This is a genomic window from Micromonospora sp. I033 (assembly GCF_053890995.1).
Genome location: NZ_JBSSLX010000110.1, coordinates 1 through 18,117, shown reverse-complemented (window position 1 = coordinate 18,117; position 18,117 = coordinate 1). Strand labels below are relative to the sequence as shown.

The 18,117-nt window shown below is 70.5% G+C and carries 21 protein-coding genes and 2 tRNA genes; 11 read left to right on the top strand and 12 right to left on the bottom strand.

All coding sequences use genetic code 11. The features are described 5' to 3' along the window. The 4 genes from ACW0Q9_RS18770 to ACW0Q9_RS18755 all read left to right on the top strand — a co-directional run. A partial coding sequence (locus tag ACW0Q9_RS18770) for a thiamine pyrophosphate-dependent enzyme (protein WP_456183016.1) occupies window positions 1-2,223 on the top strand: 2,223 nt, incomplete at its 5' end. Window positions 2,224-2,334: 111 nt separating this feature from the next. Next, a complete protein-coding gene (locus ACW0Q9_RS18765; RefSeq protein WP_456183014.1) occupies window positions 2,335-2,772 on the top strand; it encodes a DUF3052 domain-containing protein in 438 nt (145 codons plus the stop codon). Window positions 2,773-2,850: 78 nt separating this feature from the next. Continuing rightward, complete coding sequence (locus ACW0Q9_RS18760) at window positions 2,851-3,318, top strand: peroxiredoxin (RefSeq protein WP_456183012.1); 468 nt, start codon at window positions 2,851-2,853, stop codon at window positions 3,316-3,318. A gap of 80 nt (window positions 3,319-3,398) precedes the next feature. After that, a tRNA-Val gene (locus ACW0Q9_RS18755) sits at window positions 3,399-3,473 on the top strand. Window positions 3,474-3,547: 74 nt separating this feature from the next. Here the strand turns inward: ACW0Q9_RS18755 and ACW0Q9_RS18750 are convergent. After that, entirely contained in the window at window positions 3,548-4,018 is a 471-nt protein-coding gene (locus tag ACW0Q9_RS18750) for a tyrosine-type recombinase/integrase (RefSeq protein ID WP_456183010.1), read from the bottom strand. 493 nt (window positions 4,019-4,511) lie between these two features. Here ACW0Q9_RS18750 and ACW0Q9_RS18745 point away from each other — a divergent pair, with 493 nt between their 5' ends. The 4 genes from ACW0Q9_RS18745 (at window position 4,512) to ACW0Q9_RS18730 (ending at window position 7,180) form a co-directional block, all read left to right on the top strand. After that, the gene (locus tag ACW0Q9_RS18745) at window positions 4,512-4,955 is read left to right on the top strand and encodes a hypothetical protein (RefSeq protein ID WP_456183008.1); all 444 of its coding nucleotides are present in this window, start codon (window positions 4,512-4,514) and stop codon (window positions 4,953-4,955) included. 360 nt (window positions 4,956-5,315) lie between these two features. Continuing rightward, entirely contained in the window at window positions 5,316-5,813 is a 498-nt protein-coding gene (locus tag ACW0Q9_RS18740) for a SigE family RNA polymerase sigma factor (RefSeq protein ID WP_456183006.1), read from the top strand. Next, window positions 5,810-6,454 carry a hypothetical protein gene (locus ACW0Q9_RS18735; RefSeq protein WP_456183004.1) on the top strand — a complete coding sequence of 215 codons (645 nt, stop codon included), beginning with the start codon at window positions 5,810-5,812 and terminating at the stop codon, window positions 6,452-6,454. The genes ACW0Q9_RS18740 and ACW0Q9_RS18735 overlap by 4 nt, the downstream gene beginning before the upstream one ends. A gap of 639 nt (window positions 6,455-7,093) precedes the next feature. Further along, window positions 7,094-7,180 (top strand) — tRNA-Val (locus tag ACW0Q9_RS18730). A gap of 33 nt (window positions 7,181-7,213) precedes the next feature. Here ACW0Q9_RS18730 and ACW0Q9_RS18725 read toward each other — a convergent pair. Further along, complete coding sequence (locus ACW0Q9_RS18725) at window positions 7,214-7,597, bottom strand: VOC family protein (RefSeq protein WP_456183002.1); 384 nt, start codon at window positions 7,595-7,597, stop codon at window positions 7,214-7,216. A gap of 164 nt (window positions 7,598-7,761) precedes the next feature. On the opposite strand from ACW0Q9_RS18725, the gene ACW0Q9_RS18720 reads away from it, so the two are divergent. Further along, window positions 7,762-8,553, top strand: a complete 792-nt coding sequence (locus ACW0Q9_RS18720; protein WP_456183000.1) for an ArsR/SmtB family transcription factor — start codon at window positions 7,762-7,764, stop codon at window positions 8,551-8,553. Between the two features lie 125 nt (window positions 8,554-8,678). On the opposite strand, the gene ACW0Q9_RS18715 is transcribed toward ACW0Q9_RS18720, so the two are convergent. The 4 genes from ACW0Q9_RS18715 to ACW0Q9_RS18700 all read right to left on the bottom strand — a co-directional run bounded on the left by ACW0Q9_RS18715 (window position 8,679) and on the right by ACW0Q9_RS18700 (window position 10,544). Further along, entirely contained in the window at window positions 8,679-8,942 is a 264-nt protein-coding gene (locus tag ACW0Q9_RS18715) for a zinc finger domain-containing protein (protein ID WP_456182998.1), read from the bottom strand. A 58-nt stretch (window positions 8,943-9,000) separates the two neighbouring features. Next, on the bottom strand, window positions 9,001-9,468 hold the full coding sequence (locus tag ACW0Q9_RS18710; RefSeq protein ID WP_456182996.1) for a hypothetical protein: 468 nt from the start codon (window positions 9,466-9,468) through the stop codon (window positions 9,001-9,003). A gap of 139 nt (window positions 9,469-9,607) precedes the next feature. Beyond that, on the bottom strand, window positions 9,608-10,114 hold the full coding sequence (locus tag ACW0Q9_RS18705; RefSeq protein ID WP_456182994.1) for an N-acetyltransferase family protein: 507 nt from the start codon (window positions 10,112-10,114) through the stop codon (window positions 9,608-9,610). 55 nt (window positions 10,115-10,169) lie between these two features. Next, complete coding sequence (locus tag ACW0Q9_RS18700) at window positions 10,170-10,544, bottom strand: ArsR/SmtB family transcription factor (protein WP_456182992.1); 375 nt, start codon at window positions 10,542-10,544, stop codon at window positions 10,170-10,172. 93 nt (window positions 10,545-10,637) lie between these two features. Here ACW0Q9_RS18700 and ACW0Q9_RS18695 point away from each other — a divergent pair, with 93 nt between their 5' ends. Then, on the top strand, window positions 10,638-11,096 hold the full coding sequence (locus ACW0Q9_RS18695; protein ID WP_456182990.1) for an ArsI/CadI family heavy metal resistance metalloenzyme: 459 nt from the start codon (window positions 10,638-10,640) through the stop codon (window positions 11,094-11,096). A gap of 39 nt (window positions 11,097-11,135) precedes the next feature. Here ACW0Q9_RS18695 and ACW0Q9_RS18690 read toward each other — a convergent pair whose 3' ends face one another. The 6 genes from ACW0Q9_RS18690 to ACW0Q9_RS18665 form a co-directional block, all read right to left on the bottom strand. Further along, window positions 11,136-12,089: a redoxin domain-containing protein gene (locus ACW0Q9_RS18690; protein WP_456182988.1), complete on the bottom strand. Its 954-nt coding sequence runs from the start codon at window positions 12,087-12,089 to the stop codon at window positions 11,136-11,138. Then, a complete protein-coding gene (locus ACW0Q9_RS18685) occupies window positions 12,090-13,316 on the bottom strand; it encodes an epoxide hydrolase family protein (protein ID WP_456182986.1) in 1,227 nt (408 codons plus the stop codon). It lies immediately after the preceding gene. A 41-nt stretch (window positions 13,317-13,357) separates the two neighbouring features. Next, a complete protein-coding gene (gene msrA, locus ACW0Q9_RS18680) occupies window positions 13,358-13,876 on the bottom strand; it encodes a peptide-methionine (S)-S-oxide reductase MsrA (RefSeq protein WP_456182984.1) in 519 nt (172 codons plus the stop codon). Beyond that, on the bottom strand, window positions 13,873-14,340 hold the full coding sequence (msrB, locus tag ACW0Q9_RS18675) for a peptide-methionine (R)-S-oxide reductase MsrB (RefSeq protein WP_456182982.1): 468 nt from the start codon (window positions 14,338-14,340) through the stop codon (window positions 13,873-13,875). The genes msrA and msrB overlap by 4 nt, the downstream gene beginning before the upstream one ends. A 120-nt stretch (window positions 14,341-14,460) precedes the next feature. After that, window positions 14,461-16,308 (bottom strand): glycoside hydrolase family 15 protein, encoded by a 1,848-nt coding sequence (locus ACW0Q9_RS18670; protein ID WP_456182980.1) that lies wholly within the window; start codon window positions 16,306-16,308, stop codon window positions 14,461-14,463. 170 nt (window positions 16,309-16,478) lie between these two features. After that, entirely contained in the window at window positions 16,479-17,489 is a 1,011-nt protein-coding gene (locus ACW0Q9_RS18665; RefSeq protein ID WP_456182978.1) for an NAD(P)/FAD-dependent oxidoreductase, read from the bottom strand. Between the two features lie 81 nt (window positions 17,490-17,570). On the opposite strand from ACW0Q9_RS18665, the gene ACW0Q9_RS18660 reads away from it, so the two are divergent. Then, on the top strand, window positions 17,571-18,117 hold a 547-nt coding region (locus ACW0Q9_RS18660; protein ID WP_456182976.1), incomplete at its 3' end, for a helix-turn-helix domain-containing protein.

Below are 18,117 nucleotides of genomic sequence, written 5' to 3'. Positions count from 1 at the left end.
CGCGAGGTCCAGGATGCGGCGCCGGAGCCCGAGCAGGTCACCGAGGTCGTGACCGCCGACCGCGGGGTGGACCGGTCCGATGCCGTGGCCTCGTCCGGTGCCGGGGCGGACGCGTCCGATCCCGTGGCCTCGTCGGGTGCCGGGGTGGACCCGTCCGATCCCGTGCTGGACCGGTCCGGCGCCGAGGCCGAGGCGGCGAGCCTGCCGGCCGGGGCCGGGGTGGCCGTGGACGCCGCCGGCGCGGCGACGGCCGGCGTACCCGAGCTGCCGCTGCCCGACCCCGACGACGCCTACGCGGCCGCGGCCCGCGACGTGCTGCGCGGGATGGTGGCCTCCGCCGAGGAGCCGATCGCCGGGGGCCGGCACAAGGTCTTCGGCCGGGCCGACCTCGCGGTCATCCCGACCACCTCCACCATCGCCTCGCACCTGCCCCGGGCGGTCGGCCTGGGCCTCGCCCTGGAACGGCTGCGCCGCGCCGGCCGGCCGGCCGACGCCGACACCACGCCCTGGCCGCCGGACGCCATCGTGGTCTGCTCGTTCGGCGACGCCTCGGTCAACCACGCCACCGCCACCGCGGCGTTCAACACCGCCGGATGGTACGACCACACCGGGCTGCGCATCCCGGTCCTCTTCGTCTGCGAGGACAACGGGCTGGGGATCAGCGTGCGGTCACCGCAGGGCTGGGTGGCCGAGAGCCTGCGGAGCAGGCCGGGGATCCGCTACTTCGCCGCCGACGGCACCGACGTGGTCGAGGCGTACCGGGTGGCGGCGGAGGCGGCGGCCTGGGTGCGCCGGCACCGGCGGCCCGCCGTGCTGCACCTGACCACCGTGCGGCTCATGGGACACGCCGGCGCCGACGCGGAGACCGCGTACCGGAGCCCGGCCGAGATCGCCGCGGACGTGGCCCGGGACCCGCTGCTGGCCACCGCCCGGCGGCTGGTCGAGGCCGGCTTCGCCACCGGCGAGGAGCTGCTCGCCCGGTACGACGAGCGCGGCTGGCAGATCCGCCGGCTCGCCGAGGGGGTGCTCGACGAGCCGAAGCTCGCCTCCCCGGTCGACGTGGTGGCCGAGCTGGCCCCGCGCCGGCCGGTCCGCATCTCCCGGGCGGTCGCCGACGCGGCGACCCGCGCGGCCGGCCCGGCCGCCGGCGCCCGCGCCGAGGCCTTCGGCGGCAAGCCGCCGGAACTGGCCGGGCCGCTCACCCTCGCGCAGAGCATCAACGCGGCGCTGGCCGACGGGATGCTCGACCACCCCGGGATGGCCGTCTTCGGCGAGGACGTGGCCGCCAAGGGCGGGGTGTACGGGGTGACCAAGGGGCTGCGGGACAGGTTCGGGGCGGCGCGGGTGTTCGACACGCTGCTCGACGAGACCTCGATCCTCGGGCTCGCGCTCGGCGCGGGCGTGGCCGGGATGCTGCCGGTGCCGGAGATCCAGTACCTGGCGTACCTGCACAACGCCGAGGACCAGCTCCGGGGCGAGGCCGCGACCATGCGCTTCTTCTCCCGGGGCGCGTTCCGCAACCCGATGGTGGTGCGGGTGGCCGGGCTTGCCTACCAGGAGGGCTTCGGCGGGCACTTCCACAACGACAACTCGGTGGCCGTGCTCCGCGACGTGCCGGGGCTGGTCATCGCGGTGCCGGCCCGGCCGGACGACGCCGCGCCGATGCTGCGTACCTGCCTGGCCGCCGCCGCGGTGGACGGCGCCGTCAGCGTCTTCCTGGAGCCGATCGCGCTCTACCACACCCGCGACCTCTACACGGAGGGCGACGGCGAGTGGCTGGCCGAGTACGCCGAGCCCGGCGCCTGGTCCGCCCGCCACGTGCCGATCGGCCGTGCCCGGGTGTACGGGGTCGGCTCGGCCGAGGACCTCACCATCATCACCTTCGGTAACGGCGTCCGGATGTCGCTGCGGGCGGCGGCCACGCTGGCCGACGAGGGGATCGGCAGCCGGGTGGTGGACCTGCGGTGGCTGGCCCCGCTGCCGGTGGCGGACGTCATCCGGGAGGCCTCGGCCACCGGCCGGGTGCTGGTCGTCGACGAGACCCGCCGCTCCGGTGGGGTGGGCGAGGGTGTGATCGCCGCGCTGGTCGACGCCGGATATGTCGGCACGGCGCGCCGAGTCGCCGGTCTTGACTCGTTTGTACCATTAGGTCCGGCGGCACGTCAGGTTCTGGTCTCCGAGGAAGCCATTACCCAGGGTGCCCGTACGCTGCTGGCACGGTAAATTCCGTTCCACCCGGTGCGCCACTTGCGCGGGGAGCCACAACTGTGTGGACTGGGCCCGACGGCGTCGGACGACGCCACGAGCAGGGATGAGATGAGGAGGCACGCGACAGTGAGCGCGACCGCTGGTCAGGCCGCCGACGGGGTACGCAGCCTGGCGGACCGGTTCGGGATCGAGCCGGGGATGGTCGTCATGGAGATGGGCTACGACGACGACGTCGACCAGGATCTCCGCGACGCCCTGACCGACCGCTGTGGAGAGCTGGTCGACGAGGACACCGACGAGGTGGTCGACGCGGTTCTCGTCTGGTACCGCGACGGCGACGGTGACCTCTTCGAGCTCCTCGTCGACGCCCTCGGACCGCTCGCCGACAACGGCGTGGTCTGGCTCCTGACGCCGAAGGCCGGCCGGGACGGTCACGTCGAGCCGAGCGAGGTCGCGGAGAGCGCCCAGACCGCCGGCCTCCAGCAGACCTCCACCATCAATGCGGGCCGCGACTGGAGCGGCGCCCGCCTCGTGCTCCGGCGCGGGTCGAAGAGCAAGAAGTAGGGCGGGTCCGCACCCGGCGACCGGCGTCGCCGGGTGTGGCAGGCTGATCACCTCCAGACCCGATCCAAGGGAGCTCGCATGCCCATCGAGGTTGGCGCCGAGGCGCCGGACTTCGTGCTCAAGGACCAGAACAACCAGGAGGTCCGGCTCTCCGACTTCCGTGGCCGGCGCACCGTGCTGCTGGTCTTCTACCCGCTCGCCTTCACCGGCATCTGCCAGGGCGAGCTGTGCGAGGTGCGGGACAACCTCAACGAGTACGTGAACGAGGACGTCCAGGTGCTGACCGTCAGCGTCGACTCGGTCTACGCGCACAAGATCTGGGCCGACCGGGAGGGCTACCAGTTCCCGCTGCTGGCCGACTTCTGGCCGCACGGCGCGGTGGCCCAGGCGTACGGCGTCTTCAACGACGTCGCGGGCATCGCCAACCGGGGCACCTTCGTCATCGACAAGGCCGGTGTGGTCCGGTTCGCCGAGATGAACATGCCCGGTGAGGCGCGGGACCAGCAGGGCTGGCGCAAGGCCCTCGCCGAGGCCGTCGCCGCCTGATCCCACCCCTGGCACGTCGTTCGACCGGGTCGTAGGCCGGCAGGTAAGCTTGCCCCTCCGGCCCGCCGTACGGGCGTTCCGGGCGCGTAGCTCAGTGGGAGAGCACTCGCCTTACAAGCGAGGGGTCGCAGGTTCGAAACCTGCCGCGCCCACCACCAATCACCAGCGAAAACCGCCCCGAGAAGATCACTCCCCGGAGCGGTGACAGCAACGGTGACAGCAGTAGCAGTCACGAGAGCCGTCCGTCGAGCTTCCCGAGCGCCTGCCGCATGACATCAAGGTTGGCGTGCGAGTGGATCTTGAGAGTGATCTTCACGTCCGCGTGCCGGGCGATGGCCTGGACGACGTGCGGCGGGACGCCCAGCTCCATCAGCAGGGACACGACCGTGTGCCGTAGGTCGTGTAGCCGGACGTCCGGGCACCCGGCCGCTTCCCGAAGCGCCGCGAAGTGACGGTTCAGATTGCGCGGCTCCATCGGGGTGCCGACCTCGGAGGGGAAGACCAGGCCGTGGTCCTGCCACATTTCCGCCAGTCGCGCGCGTTCCTTGCGCTGCCGTTCCTGGTGGTCGAGCAGCACGAGCCAGGTCCAGTCGGGCAGCGGAAGGAGGCTGTCTGAGTCCTCGGTCTTGGTGCCTTGCAGACGGAGCTTCCCGCCGGCCCGCTGCACAGTTTGGCCGATGGCGGCGGTGCCGTTGTCCAAATCCAGATCCGACGTCGAGGACCAGGGCGACGACCGTGCGGCGGTGATTGCCCAGGTTCATGCGGTCTGGTGGAACGAGCAGGTCAATCTCAGCGGGACAGCTCACCCGTGGCGGTTCGAAACTCGGCGAGACGCCGGCGGCTGGCGGGTGTGGGTCGCCGAGCTGCCACCGTGGTGCGGTGTGCATGTCCGACCAGACACCTGCCGTTGACCGCTACCATCCGATCTACGCCCAGCAGAGGCGAACGTCGCAGGAGACGCCTATGCCTCGACGATGATCGCTTGGGATACCGTGCGCTCCCAGGAACGTGAGACGAGGACGTGGCGCATGGCAAGGACACGGCAGGCAGGTGCGAAAGGACGCGCGGCGGGTGTGGCCGTGCTGACCCTCACGGCCCTCCTGACAGCGAGCGGCTGTTCGGGAGCCGCTGACCCGGTGGAAGGGACGTCGCTGCCACGCACAGCGTCGCCGTCTCCAGCTACGCCGATGCGTGTGGTCAAGCCGGAGAAGCTGCTCAGCGGCTGGCCCGAGTCGACGAGCCGCAAGTTGCGAGATCAGGCCCAGCAGAACACGGACACCTCCAAACAGTTCCTCGACGGCGAGGCAACCAGCGAAGTCGGTGCCGCCTACGCCCTTCTCGATGGCAGCCGCACCATTCTTGTCAGCGGGGTGTCCGGCAAGGTCACTGACCCTAAGGGAAGCCTGGACAAGATCTTCGCCGCTCTGCCGAGACTGTCCGATATCCAGTCCATCAGACCAGGGCCGATGGGCGGCGAGGCTCGCTGCGGCACGGGTGAGACCCAGGGCGTCCCGGTCTCCGTCTGCATGTGGGCAGACACCCAGACCATCGGCATGGTGACCCTTCTCGGCACGTCAGGTGTTTCGCCGAACTCATTCGTGAAGGCGCGCTCCCAGATCGAGCGGCCACTCACCTAGCGAGTCTGGCGGTTGGACTCCTGCCGAACCGCCGCTAGGAGATCCCGCCACGTGCCGGCCGAGGTCTTCATCATCCGGTCGACCATCGACCGGGCGGATGCTTCGTCGCGGAAGTCGTACGACAACTCGCAGGGCAGGGCCTAAGACTTGCATGTCATCCCCACTGGGGGATGTACCGCTTCTACTTCTCAATATCTGAGTCCTTCTAGCCATGCCTCGGTCCTTCTAGCCATGCCTCGGTCCTTCTAGCCATGCCTCGGTCCGGCTGAACTCACCCTGCCGAGTCGAGTGGCCGTTGGCCATGCAACCTTTTCCGTTCGCAGCCGGTACTACCTGGTGACTGGTAGGAAGGGCGGGGACTTGATCACACCTGAGGGCTTCGACGAGTTCGTCGCGACCCGCTCGCCACGGCTGTTGCGTACTGCGTTCCTGCTCACGCGCGATTGGGCGTTGGCCGAGGACCTCTTGCAGACGGCACTGGCGCGGGCGTGGGAGGCGTGGGGGCGCATCGAGGGTGACCCGGAGCCCTATGTGCGGCGCATCATTGTCAACGCGAACGCGTCGTGGTGGCGGCGCCGGTGGCGGGGCGAGGTTCCCACGGCCGACCTTCCTGAGGCGGCCGCCGAGGCGGACCGGTACTCGGATCTCGACGACCGGGACCGCCTCTGGCGGGCATTGGGACGCCTGCCTCGCCGGCAGCGCGCCGTACTCGTCCTGCGGTACTTCGAGGACCTGTCGGATGCCGAGATCGGTGAGACCCTCGGCTGTTCCGTCGGCACCGTCAAGAGCCAGGCCAGTCGGGCCATGGCCAAGCTCCGCCTCGACGAGACCCTGGCACCGGAAGGGATGCTGCAATGAATCTGACCGATCTGACGCAGGTGCTCGACGAGCGTTCCGGTGAACCGGTGGAGCAGGTCAGGCATGACATGCGACTGCGCGGCGTGCGGGCCAAGGTGGTCGTGAGGCGACGCCGCCGTATCGCGACCTGGACGACCTGCGCGGTGGTCGCCCTGGGCGGCATCGCGGCGACCGTTGCCGTACCCGGGCTGCACGCGGACCTCACGCCCGCCCCGGCCGACCGCACATCGCCGATACGCACCATCGAAGGATTCCCCGAGTACGCCAACGGTGCCCGGCTCGTGGCCGTGGAGTCCGCAGCGCTGCCGGAGCGCCGCGTCGAACTGACGATGGTGCCGAGCACGCTCGATCTCGTTGTGTCCATCCGCTGCGACGACGCCCTGCTTCAGCAGAAGCTAAGCATCAACGGCCACGACTATCCCTCCCAGGGCGACTGCGGGCAGGTCCACCTAGGGCCCGGATGGGACAGATACGACGTGGCGGTCGGCAAGCCCGCCACCTTCGTCCTGACGATCACCGGGACGCGGCCGTTGGACCAGTCTGGCGAGATTCGGACGCAGGTCCCGGCCAGCGGCACATTCGGGCTCGCGATTAGCGAGCGGGTCCCCCTTGACCAGTACCCGCTGCCGACGAGTAGGTAGAACTCAGACGGAAGTAACTCCAGGGTGCCGCGCCACCGGCATGTTCCTCTTGTAAGCGAGGCGTCAGGCAGTGAGGCAGCAAGAAGGCAGCGCGAGCGTTGATGCGGGCCGGACCAGAACGTCAACCGACGAGGCCCCGCCCCTGCTCGTCGACGCGGGCCAGCACCAGCCAGCAGCAGCCGACAGCTTGTGACCGGATCCCCCCGGCGGGGGTCACGGTCTCGGTGAGCAGTAGGCGTCGGCGATCTCTGGGGTCGCTGGATCGAGGGGATTGCGGGCCGGGGGGACCGCCCACAGGATGAGCGTCACTATGAGCACCAGATTCAAGGTCTTCCTCATCATCGTCGGTCTGTTGGTCCTGGCGTGCTGCGTCACCAGGCTCGCCTTTCCACCTCATCCACCTGGCTGTGTGGCACGATGGCCGGCCTGCGTGGGCGGCACATAGGAACCGCCGCCGACGTTGGGGTGGCCGGATAGCCAGCTATGCCAATCCGGTGAATCTCCCCCGCCGGGTGGCACCTTCAGCGGTTGGTGCAGCAGGGGAGCCGACTGCAGCGGCGACCTGACATCAGTCGTTGACATCAACGGTGGCGGCCGAGGCCGGACCAGCGCGGACGGATGTCGCCTCCGGCCCGAACCCGGTGGACGTCAGCGGACGCTACGACTCTCGCCGAAAGCGCCTTACAAGCGAGGGGTCGCAGGTTCGAAACCTGCCGCGCCCACCCATCACCCCAGGAAGATCACTCACGCCGCCGCGCGTCACGCCACGCAGAACTCGTTGCCCTCGGGATCCCGCATGACGACGTGGCCCAAGGTGTCGCCGTACCACTCCTCGCGGAGCACGGTCGCACCGGCGGCCACCAGTTCGGGCACCTTCTGCTGGATCAGCCGTGCGCGCTCGACCATGTCCCAGGGGCCCGGGCCCGCCACGCGGACGTCGATGTGCATCCGGTTCTTGGCGGACTTGCGCTCGGGAACCTTCAGGAAACCAATGGCAGGTCCGCTGCCGTTCGGGTCGACGATGGACGCGTTGGCGGGCTCGTCGAAACCGGGCTCCTTGACGTATCCGAGGGCCAGCGCCCAGAAGGCAGCCAGCCGCTGGGGATCGTCCGCGTCGCATCCCAAGGTCCAGTAGGTCGCCATGGTGACGAACGTACGGCGGCCAGAAAGCGCTGTCATCGACAGCAGGGGATGGCGGCACACGGCGTCGTGGACGACGGGCTCGGCGTCTTGACAGGCAGCCGTCTGGCTGCCTAATTTAAAGGCAGCCAGAAGGCTGCATTTCGACCCCGGGTGCGAGGGCGGGCATGGACGAGGTGTTCAAGGCGCTGGCCGATCCGAGTCGGCGCGCGCTGCTCGACTCGCTCAACGCCCGCAACGGGCAGACGCTGCGCGAGCTGTGCGCCGGACTCGACATGGCCAGGCAGTCCGTCAGCAAGCACCTCGCGGTGCTGGAGGACGCGGGGCTCGTCGCCACCGTGCGGCGGGGCCGGGAGAAGCTGCACTACCTCAACGCCGCCCCCGTGCACGAGATCGCCCACCGGTGGATCAGCCGCTACGACCGGGCCAGGGTCCAAGCCCTGGCGGACCTGAAACTCGCCCTGGAGGAGACCCCGATGGACGCGCCGACCTTCGTCTATACGACCTACATCCGCACCACCCCGCAGAAGCTCTGGCAGGCGCTGACCGACCCCGCCTTCACCCGCCGCTACTGGGCCACGGAGTTCACGACGGACTGGTCCGTCGGCTCGCCGATGACCTGGGACAACCACGGCGTGCTGATCAGCGACCCGGAGCAGGTCGTGCTGGAGGCCGAGCCCTACCGGCGGCTCTCCTACACCTGGCACGCCATCACCCCGGAGCTCGCCAAGCGCTTCGGTTGGGACGACGAACTGCTCGCCCGGCTGTCCGGCGAGGCCCGCTCGAAGGTCACCTTCACGATCGAGGAGGCCGCGCAGGTCGTGAAGCTCACCGTCGTGCACGACGGCTTCGAGCCCGGATCGAGCCTGGCCGAGATGGTCAGCCACGGCTGGCCGAACGTGGTGTCGAGCCTGAAGTCGCTCCTGGAGACCGGCGAACCGCTGTCGGACGATGCCTGACGTCCCCTAACAGCTGTGACAGGCGGACGCGCTGACCAGCCCTATCCACCATCGGGAGCTGGAAGATCAACACTCCCGTGCGGCAACACCCGCCTGATCTGGAGTGACTCTCCTGCTCGAAGGGATCACAGGTCCTTCTCCGTGCGCTCCGGGTGCATGTCGCCCGGGGTCACGGGCTGGCCGGGGACGCTGACGCACAACTGCCCCGGCTCGGCACCGCACACCGGGCAGGGGCGGTACGACTCGACCGGCCCCGGGTCGAGGCCCCTCGCCTGGGCCGCCTGGACGATGTCGTCGGCCGCGTGGTGCAGCTCAAGGTCCCGATGTCGCACGGCGGCCTCGTGGATTTGCTGGAGCGCGCTGCGCGCCCGCTCCGACGGGTCGGTCATTCCACCGACCTTCCCGCTGCGCTCGCCGTCACACGCGGCTGGTGTGCCGGGGTGCCTGCTACTGCTGCCTGTCCACGGAGAGGAAGGGCGCCATGTAGCGGATCAGGGGACCGTCGGTCTCGCGGTAGTCGAGGATGATGTCCGGCGCGCCGGCGGGTGAGTCCGCCTCCGGGTGGCTGGTCCCGGGGTCGCCCGCCGGGGGTGCCGCGGACGTCACGCTGATGTTCACGCGCAGCACGCCACGGTCGGTCTCCGTCACCAGTCCGTTGGTGATGACGACAACGGTTGGAGCGTTCACCGGTCGGCCCGGGTGCAGGTCGTGGGCGCCCGCCGGGGTCTCGGTGAGGCAGCGGCAGGCCCGGCCACGGGCGTGCAGCGCCTGCGCCAGGTAGTCGACCACCGCCAGGTGGGAGGTCGGGCACGCCATCGAGATCCGTATGCCCTTGCCCACCGACGCCGCCACGATCGCGTCGGCGATGGTCGCCAGCGCTGCCCGCTCGCGGGCCTTCGCGGAGAGCTGAGCCACGACACGCCCTTCATCGAGGTGTGACATCACCTCGATACGGCGTGGACGAGGCGCGCCTCGTTACATGCCCCTGCCTCGGCTCAGCGGTGCGGGCGGAGTTGGTGGGCGGAGGACGGCAAGCTCGTCGCTCATCTCGCTGTCAGTTGACGGTGGGGCTGCGGCGCTCGATGAGGGTGACGTCACGCCAGGTGCCGTGGTGGCGGCCGACGCGTTCCCGGGTGCCGACGGTGCGGAAGCCGCAGGCGGTGTGCAGGGCCAGGCTGGCGGTGTTCTCGGGGAACACGCCGGACTGGATTGTCCAGATGCCGGCCTGCTCCGTGGACGTGATCAGGGCGTCGAGCAGGAGTCGCCCGACGCCTCGGCCGCGGGCGTCGGGGTGGACGTAGACGGAGTGCTCGACCACTCCGGCGTAGACGCACCGGTCGGAGACGGCGGAGCAGGCGATCCAGCCGAGGACGCGGCCGGTGGGGTCGACGGCGACCCAGCGGTGGCCGGGCAGCCGGCTGGCGGTGAACTGCGCCCAGCTGGGTGGTTCAATTTCAAAGGTGGCATTGCCGCTGGCGATGCCCATCCGGTAGATGGCGAGCACGGCCTCGGCGTGCTGGTCCGTCATCGCGGTGACGGTGATGCCGGTCGGCGCGGTCATGGGTTCTCCTCGGCCGGGTGCAGGGTGGTGCCGGCGAACCGAGCCGGGGCCAGGTTCACGCGGCGCCACCGGCGGCCGGGGCGGGCGAGATCTCCAGCAGCGCGCCGAGCTGGCGGAACGCTTCCGGCTTCACCCGGTACCAGACCCAGGTGCCCCGGCGCTCGGCGTCGACCAGGCCGGCTTCGCGCAGCACCTTGAGGTGGTGCGAGATGGTCGGTCCGGACAGGTCGAACGCCGGGGTCAGGTCGCACACGCAGATCTCCGGCACCGACGCGATCATCGACATCAGCCGGAGCCGCACCGGGTCGCCCAGGGCCTTGAACATCGGGGCCACCACGCCCGCCTGCGCGGCGTCCAGGGGGCGAGCCGCGATCGGGGAGCAGCAGGCGACCGCGTCGAGGTCCACCACCGGCAGCTCTTGTTTCGACATTCCTCTAGGTTGACAGATCTCAAAACAGCGGGCAACGTGGGCCCTGCTTCGAAAAGCATCTAGACAAGGAACTCGAATCCACCGGAGGAGACCATGTCCCGTGTCCAGCTCGCCCTGCGCGTCTCCGACCTCGAAGGTTCCGTGGCCTTCTACGCGAAGCTGTTCGGCGTCGAGCCGGCCAAGCGCCGCCCCGGCTACGCCAACTTCGCCGTCGAGAACCCGCCCCTGAAGCTCGTGCTCCTCGAAGGTGAGCCCGACCGGCCCACCGTCCTGGACCACCTGGGCGTCGAGGTGTTCAGCACCGACGAGGTGGACGCCGCCACCCGGCGCCTCACCGACTCCGGCCTGATCACCCTGGAGGAGAACGACACCGAGTGCTGCTACGCCCTCCAGGACAAGGTCTGGGTCCGCGGCCCCGGCGACGAGCCCTGGGAGGTCTACACCGTCAAGGCCGACTCCGCGCAGCTGGAGAAGGCGACCGAGGGTGCCTGCTGCACCCCGGCGACCGACCGGCAGCCGGTGACCAGCGGGGCCGCCTCGGGCTGCTGCTGACCGGGACGGGCGCGCCCGGCGGCCGGGCGCGCCCGTCCCCTAGCCGAAGGTGAACACGTACGCCTCGGCGCCGGGCTCGAGGAACGTGATCTCCAGGGTGCGATCCCGGACCCCGTCCCGCTGGCGGACGAGCTGGTACAGCCGGCCCTCCCGGAGCATGCCGTTGCCGTCCTCGTCGACGTCGACCCCGTGGGACGGGCCTGGCGGCGCGCCGTCGAGGAGCAGGCGGAAGGGGACCGGCTCCCGCCCTGCGGGCGCCAGCACGAGATGCGCGTCGCGCGCGTGGAACCGGAAGGCGAGGGTGCCGCCGGCCCGGTCGACCGCGACCTTCTCCGCGCCGATCGTCCACTCGCCGGCGAGCGCCCAGTGGTCGGCCGGCAGGGTCTCGGGGAGTTCGTAGGCGTCACGTGCGTCGTACGTGGCGTCGTCCGGTGACGCGAAGTGCTCGGACCGCCCGTAGCCGAGGTACGTCTCGGGCGTACGCAGGTTGGCCCAGTCGGCGTCGGCCTCCACCCCGAGCCCGTCCACCGGGACGAGGTCGCGTTCGACGCCGAGCAGCCGCTGGATGACGCGTTCCGACTTCTCGTAGCGTCCCTCGCCGAAGTGGTGGTCGCGGATGACGCCGTCCGCGTCGACGAAGTAGAGCGCCGGCCAGTAGTGGTTGTCGAACGCGTTCCAGACCCCGTAGTCGTTGTCGACCGCGACGGGGTAGGCGATGTCGCGCGTCGCGACGGCCTGGCGCACCCCGTCGATGTCGTGCTCGAACGAGAACTCCGGCGTGTGCACACCGATGACGACCAGCCCGTCGTCCCGGTATGCCTGCGACCAGGCCCGGACGTACGGCTCCTGGCGCAGCCAGTTGATGCAGGTGAGCGTCCAGAAGTTCACGAGGACGGGGCGGCCGTGCAGCTCGGCGGGACCGAGTGGCCCGGAGTTGAGCCACTCGGTCGCCCCGTCGAGCGAGGGCAGGCGCAGCCGCTCGAAGACGGCCATCTAACGCAGCGACCGGAAGGCGGTGCGAAGCTCGTCGCACATCAGTTGCGGCTGCTCCCAGGCTGCGAAGTGCCCACCCCGGTCGAGCGTGTTGTAGTGGATGAGGTTCGGATAGGCCTGCTCGGCCCAGCTCCGCGGGGTCTCGTAGAGCTCGTCCGGGAAGACGCTGACGGCGGCCGGCACGGAGACGTCCTTGGCGGAGAAGAAGGAGAGCTTGTTCTCCCAGTAGATGCGGGCGGCGGAGACTCCCGTGTTGGTCACCCAGAAGAGCGTGATGTTGTCGAGGATGTCGTCGCGGCTGAGGCCGCCGGGGTTCCCGCCGAAGGCCCGGCAGATCAGTTCCAGGCTGGCCGCGTCGTGGTCGCACATGAAGGTGGCCAGCGCCATGGGGGAGTCCGCGAAGCCGATCAGCGTCTCCGGGCGGGTGGCCATGATCAGGGCGTACGCCGAGTGCTTCCAGAAGAAGTCCAGCTGTTCGCAGGCCCGCCGCTCCTCGTCGGAGAGGTTGGCCGGCAGCTTGCTGAGCGCGGCGTTCGCTCCGGTGATGTCCGACTGGGTCAGCGCGTCGAGATCCGGCGGAACCGCGCTCGGCATGTTGGTGTGGATGCCGGCCAGTTCCGGAGGCGCCTGCACACCCATGATGTTGGTGATCAGCGCGCCCCAGTCGCCGCCCTGGGCGACGAACCGGGTGTAACCGAGGCGCTTCATCAGCTCGGTCCAGGCGCTCGCGATGCGCTCCGGACCCCAGCCTGGTTCGGTCGGCTTGCCGGAGAACCCGAAGCCCGGCATCGACGGGATCACCAGGTGGAAGGCGTCCGACGCGGAGCCGCCGTGGGCCGTGGGATCGGTCAGCGGTCCGATGATCTTCAGTTGTTCGATGATCGAGCCGGGCCAGCCGTGCGTGACGATCAGCGGCAACGCGTTCTCGTGCTTCGACCGGATGTGCAGGAAGTGGATGTCCAGCCCGTCGATCTCCGTGATGCAGTTCGGCACGGAGTTGAGCCTGGCCTCGACCTTGCGCCAGTCGTACTCCTTCTCCCAGTAGCGGGCGAGCGCCTGGCTCGTCTCCAGCGGCACGCCCTGCGACTGGTCGTTGACGAGTTGCTTCTCGGGCCAGCGGGTGGCCGCGATGCGCTCACGCAGCGCCTGGAGATCCGCCTCGGGGATCTCCACTGTGAACGGCCGGATGTCGGTGGCGCGTGCGAGCGTCTGGGTCCTGGCGGCCACGGGGCCTCCTCTCGTCGGAACTGTCGTCGGCGGACGGGCGACTAGCCCTGCTTCTCCCCGCGCCGGGGCAGCTTCCACTCGGGCCGGGGGAAGTGGCAGGTGTAACCGCCGGGATGCTTCTCCAGGTAGTCCTGGTGTTCCGGCTCGGCCTCCCAGAACGGGCCGGCCGGGGTGACCTCGGTGACCACCTTGCCCGGCCACAGGCCGGAGGCGTCGACGTCGGCGATCGTGTCCTCGGCGACCTGCCGCTGCTGGTCGTTCTCGTAGAAGATGGCGGACCGGTAGCTCGTGCCGATGTCGCCGCCCTGCCGGTTCTTCGTGGTGGGGTCGTGGACCTGGAAGAAGAACTCGAGCAGGTCCCGGTACGAGAGCGTGGCGGGGTCGTAGATGATCTCGATCGCCTCGGCGTGGCCCTCGTGGTTCCGGTACGTCGCGTTCGGCACGTCGCCGCCGGTGTATCCGACCCGGGTGGTGACCACGCCGGGGCGTTTCCGGATGAGGTCCTGCATGCCCCAGAAGCAGCCGCCGGCCAGGATCGCCTTCTCAGTCGTGTCGGTCATCGCTCAGCTCCCCCGTCCGGGTGCTCGAACAGTGCGCGGTACTCGCCGTACCCTTCGCGTTCCAGGTCGTCGAGGGGGACGAACCGGAGCGCCGCGGAGTTCATGCAGTAGCGCAGGCCGCCCGTCGCCACCGGGCCGTCGTCGAAGACGTGCCCCAGGTGGCTGTCCCCGTGCGCCGACCGGACCTCGGTGCGGACCATGCCGAGGGTGGCGTCCGGGACCTCGACCACGTTCTTCCGCTCGATCGGCTTGGTGAAGGAGGGCCAGCCGGTGCCGCTGTCGTACTTGTCGACGGAGGCGAACAATGGTTCGCCGGACACGACATCGACGTAGATGCCCGGCTCCTTGCTGTTCCAGTAGGGGTTGTCGAAGGCCCGCTCGGTGCCACCCTCCTGGGTGACCCGGTACTGCTCGGGTGACAACCGGGAGACTGCCTCCGGGTTCTTGCGATACTCGGGTGACACCGTCGTTCCTCTCGGCAGGGGTCGTCGGCAAGGAAGGCCGGTTTAGCGGCGCTGCAGACGCGGCGCGACTGGCTACCCCTCCTGCGTGCGGCTAACCCTGGGCCCGGGTGACGGGAGGAGTCACCGTCTCCGCCGGGACTCGGCCTCGATTTCCAGCAGTTCGTCGAGGGCCAGCGCCGTGTTGATCAGCGACAGGTGGCTGAACGCCTGCGGGTAGTTGCCGATCTGCTCCCCGGTGGCGGCGATCTCCTCGGCGTAGAGGCCGAGGTGGTTGCTGAAGGTGAACATCTTCTCGAAGGTGAGCCGGGCGTCGTCCAGGCGGCCCGAGCGGGCCAGCGCCTCGACGTACCAGAACGTGCACATGTTGAAGGTGCCCTCGTGGCCGGGGAGCCCGTCGGGGGAGTGGATCGGGTCGTACCGGTGGACCAGGCTGTCGGAGACCAGCTCCCGTTCGATGGCCTCCAGGGTGCGGCACCACATGGGGTCCGACGGCGTCACGAAGCCGACGGCCGGCATGGCGAGCAGCGCGGCGTCCAGCACGTTCTCGCCGTAGGCCTGGACGAAGGACCCGCGGCCCCGGTGGTAGCCGCGCGCCATGACCTGGTCGTAGATCAGGTTCCGCTGGGTGGTCCAGCAGCCGATGTCCCCGGGCCGCCCGGTCCGGGCGGCGAGCCGGATGGCCCGGTCCAGGGCGACCCAGGACATCACCCGGCCGAAGGTGTAGTCCCGGGGGTGGTGGCGGCTCTCCCAGATGCCGGCGTCGGGCTGGTCCCAGTTGTGGCACAGCCAGTCGACGAGCCGGACGGTGCTCTTCCACACCTGGTGGGAGACCCGGATGCCCTGTTCGTCGGCGAGGTGCATGGCGTACAGCGCCTCGCCGTGGATGTCGAGCTGGAGCTGGTCGGCGGCGCCGTTGCCGATCCGGACGGGCCGGGAGCCCCGGTAGCCCTCCAGGTGGTCGAGCACCTCCTCGTGCAGGTCGGACGAGCCGTCGACCCGGTACATGATCTTCAGTGGGGCCTGGTGGTCGCCGGCCTCGCGGATGCGCTCGTCGAGCCAGTCCATGTAGCGGCCGACCTCCTCGGTGAAACCGAGGCCGAGCAGTGCGTGCACCGAGAAGGACGTGTCCCGGACCCAGGTGTAGCGGTAGTCCCAGTTGCGGGTGCCGCCGACCAGTTCCGGCAGCGCCGCCGTCGGCGCGGCGATCATCGCGCCGGTCGGCGCATACGTCATCAGCTTCAGCGTGATGGCGGACCGCTCCACCATCTCCCGCCACCGCCCGGTGTACCGGGAGCGTTCGACCCACCGTCGCCAGTAGTCGCGGGTCCACTCGAACATCCCCTGCACCTCTTCGAGGGGGACCACCCGGGGTTCCATGCCGGAGTTCGTCTCCAGCACCACCCCGCCGGTGTCGCCCTGGTTGAGGGTGCCGAACCCGATGAGGTCACCGTCCTCGAAGTGGATGTCCTCCTCGGCGATCAGCCGGCGTACCGGCTGGACCGGGTTGAAGGTGAACGACGTGGACGAGCCGCGGAAGACGTACCCGTTGGGGTGCCGCTCCAGTTGGGCCCGCTCGCGGGCGTAGTCGAACCGGGGCCGGCACTCCAGCCGGAACCGCATGCTGCCCCGGACCATCGTGACGATCCGCACCAGGCGGTGCACGTCGGTGACCTTCTCGCCGGTGACCGGCATGAAGTCCTGGACCTCGGCGACCCCGTCGGCGCTGATGAACCGCGTGATCAGGATCGGGGTGCCGGGCAGGTAGAGCTGCTTGGTGACGTAGGTGGTCTCGTCCGGGGCGATGCGGAAGAAGCCGCCGCGCTCCTTGTCGAGGATGCTGGCGAAGATGCTGGGGGAGTCGAAGCGCGGCGCGCAGAACCAGTCGATCGTCCCGTCGCAGGTCACCAGGGCGGCGGTCTGGAGATCACCGATCAGCCCGTGATCCTCGATCGCCGGATACCCGTCCACGTCGCCCCCCGTCTCGACTGCGTCCCTCCGCAGCAAACCTAAAGGGCGATAATGTCCGGGTAAGTCGTATTCGTGAACGCCACCCCTCCGCGTACCCGGTCACGCCGGTGGCGGCGCGGCCGCGGTCACCCGCCGGCCGCGCCGCCGGCCGAACGTCCCTGCCCGCCGGCTCAGAGGCCGTGGCGACGGTCGCCCGCGACCAGCTCGCCCACCCGCGCCTCGGACTCCGGCGAGAACGCGTCCCGACGCCGTGCCTCGACCGCCCGGCGGGTCTCCTCGCCGACCAGGTCGGCGTTGATCGCGGCCGCCGCCGCGGCGCCCGCCGCCGCTGCCGCGCCGACCTGGGCGGCCGGGTCGGTGACGTTGCCCGCGACCCAGACCCCGGGCACCTCGGTACGCCCCGTCGGATCGGCGGGGACGTGCTCGCCGACCCCGGCGGGATGCGCCACCGCCGGCAACCCGAGCGCCGCCAGGAACCCGGCCCGCGCCACCATCCGGGAGGCCACGGCCAACACCTCGCGCGCGACCATCCGGCCGTCGCGCAGGCGTACCCCGACCAGCCGGTCCTCGGCGACCTCCACCGACGCGACCTCGCCCTCGACCACGGTGACACCCCGGGCCGCCAGCTGTTCCGCCTGCTCGGCGGTGAGCGGCGGCGCGGTGTGGCGGAGGAAGAGGACGTCGTCGCTCCACTGCCGGAACAGCAGTGCCTGGTGCACCGACAGCGGCCCGGTGGCGAGCACCCCGATCGGCCGGTCGCGCACCTCCCACCCGTGGCAGTACGGGCAGTGCACCACGTCCCGGCCCCACCGGTCGCGCAGCCCGGGCAGCTCCGGCAGCTCGTCGACCAGGCCGGTGGCCACCAGCAGGCGGCCGGCCCGGACCCGGCGGCCGTCGGCCAGCGCCACGGCGAAGCCCTCCCCGTCGCGGGTCACCGTGTCGACCTCGCCGGCCAGCAGGTGCCCGCCGTACCGGCGGACCTCGTCCCGGCCGCGTGCCAGCAGCTCGGCCGGGGGCATGCCGTCGCGGGCCAGCAGCCCGTGCACCCCCTCGGCCGGCGCGTTGCGCGGGCTGCCCCCGTCGATCACCAGGACCGACCGGCGCGCCCGGGCCAGCATCAGCGCCCCGCTCAGTCCGGCGGCGCCACCGCCGATCACCACGACCTCGTACCCTTCGGTCATCCTGACCACCTCCTTGCCGCAACCATGCGGCGGTGCTGGCCGAACCCGCAAACATTGTTGCTGTTCTGGCAAACTAGGGGGATGGACGACGACCTCGACCGGGCGCTCGAAACAGTCGGGCCCCGGCTGCGCGCGCTGCGCCGCGAGCGGGAGACCACGCTCGCCGACCTGTCCGCCGCCACCGGCATCTCGGTGAGCACCCTGTCCCGGCTGGAGTCCGGCAGCCGCCGCCCCACCCTGGAACTGCTGCTGCCGCTGGCCCGGGCGCACGGCGTGACGCTCGACGAGCTGGTCGGCGCCCCGCCCACCGGCGACCCGCGCATCCACCTGCGGCCGGTCACCCGGCACGGCATGACCATGCTCCCGCTCACCCGCCGGGCCGGCGGCATCCAGGCGTACAAGCTGGTCATCCCGGCCACCGCCCGGCCCGCCGAGCCCACCCCGCAGACGCATGAGGGGTACGAGTGGGTCTACGTGCTCAACGGGCGGCTGCGGCTGGTCCTCGGCGAGCATGACCTGGTGCTCGCGCCCGGCGAGGCGGCCGAGTTCGACACCCGGGTGCCGCACTGGTTCGGCCCCGCCGACGGCGAGGCGGTCGAGTTCCTCAGCCTCTTCGGCGCCCAGGGCG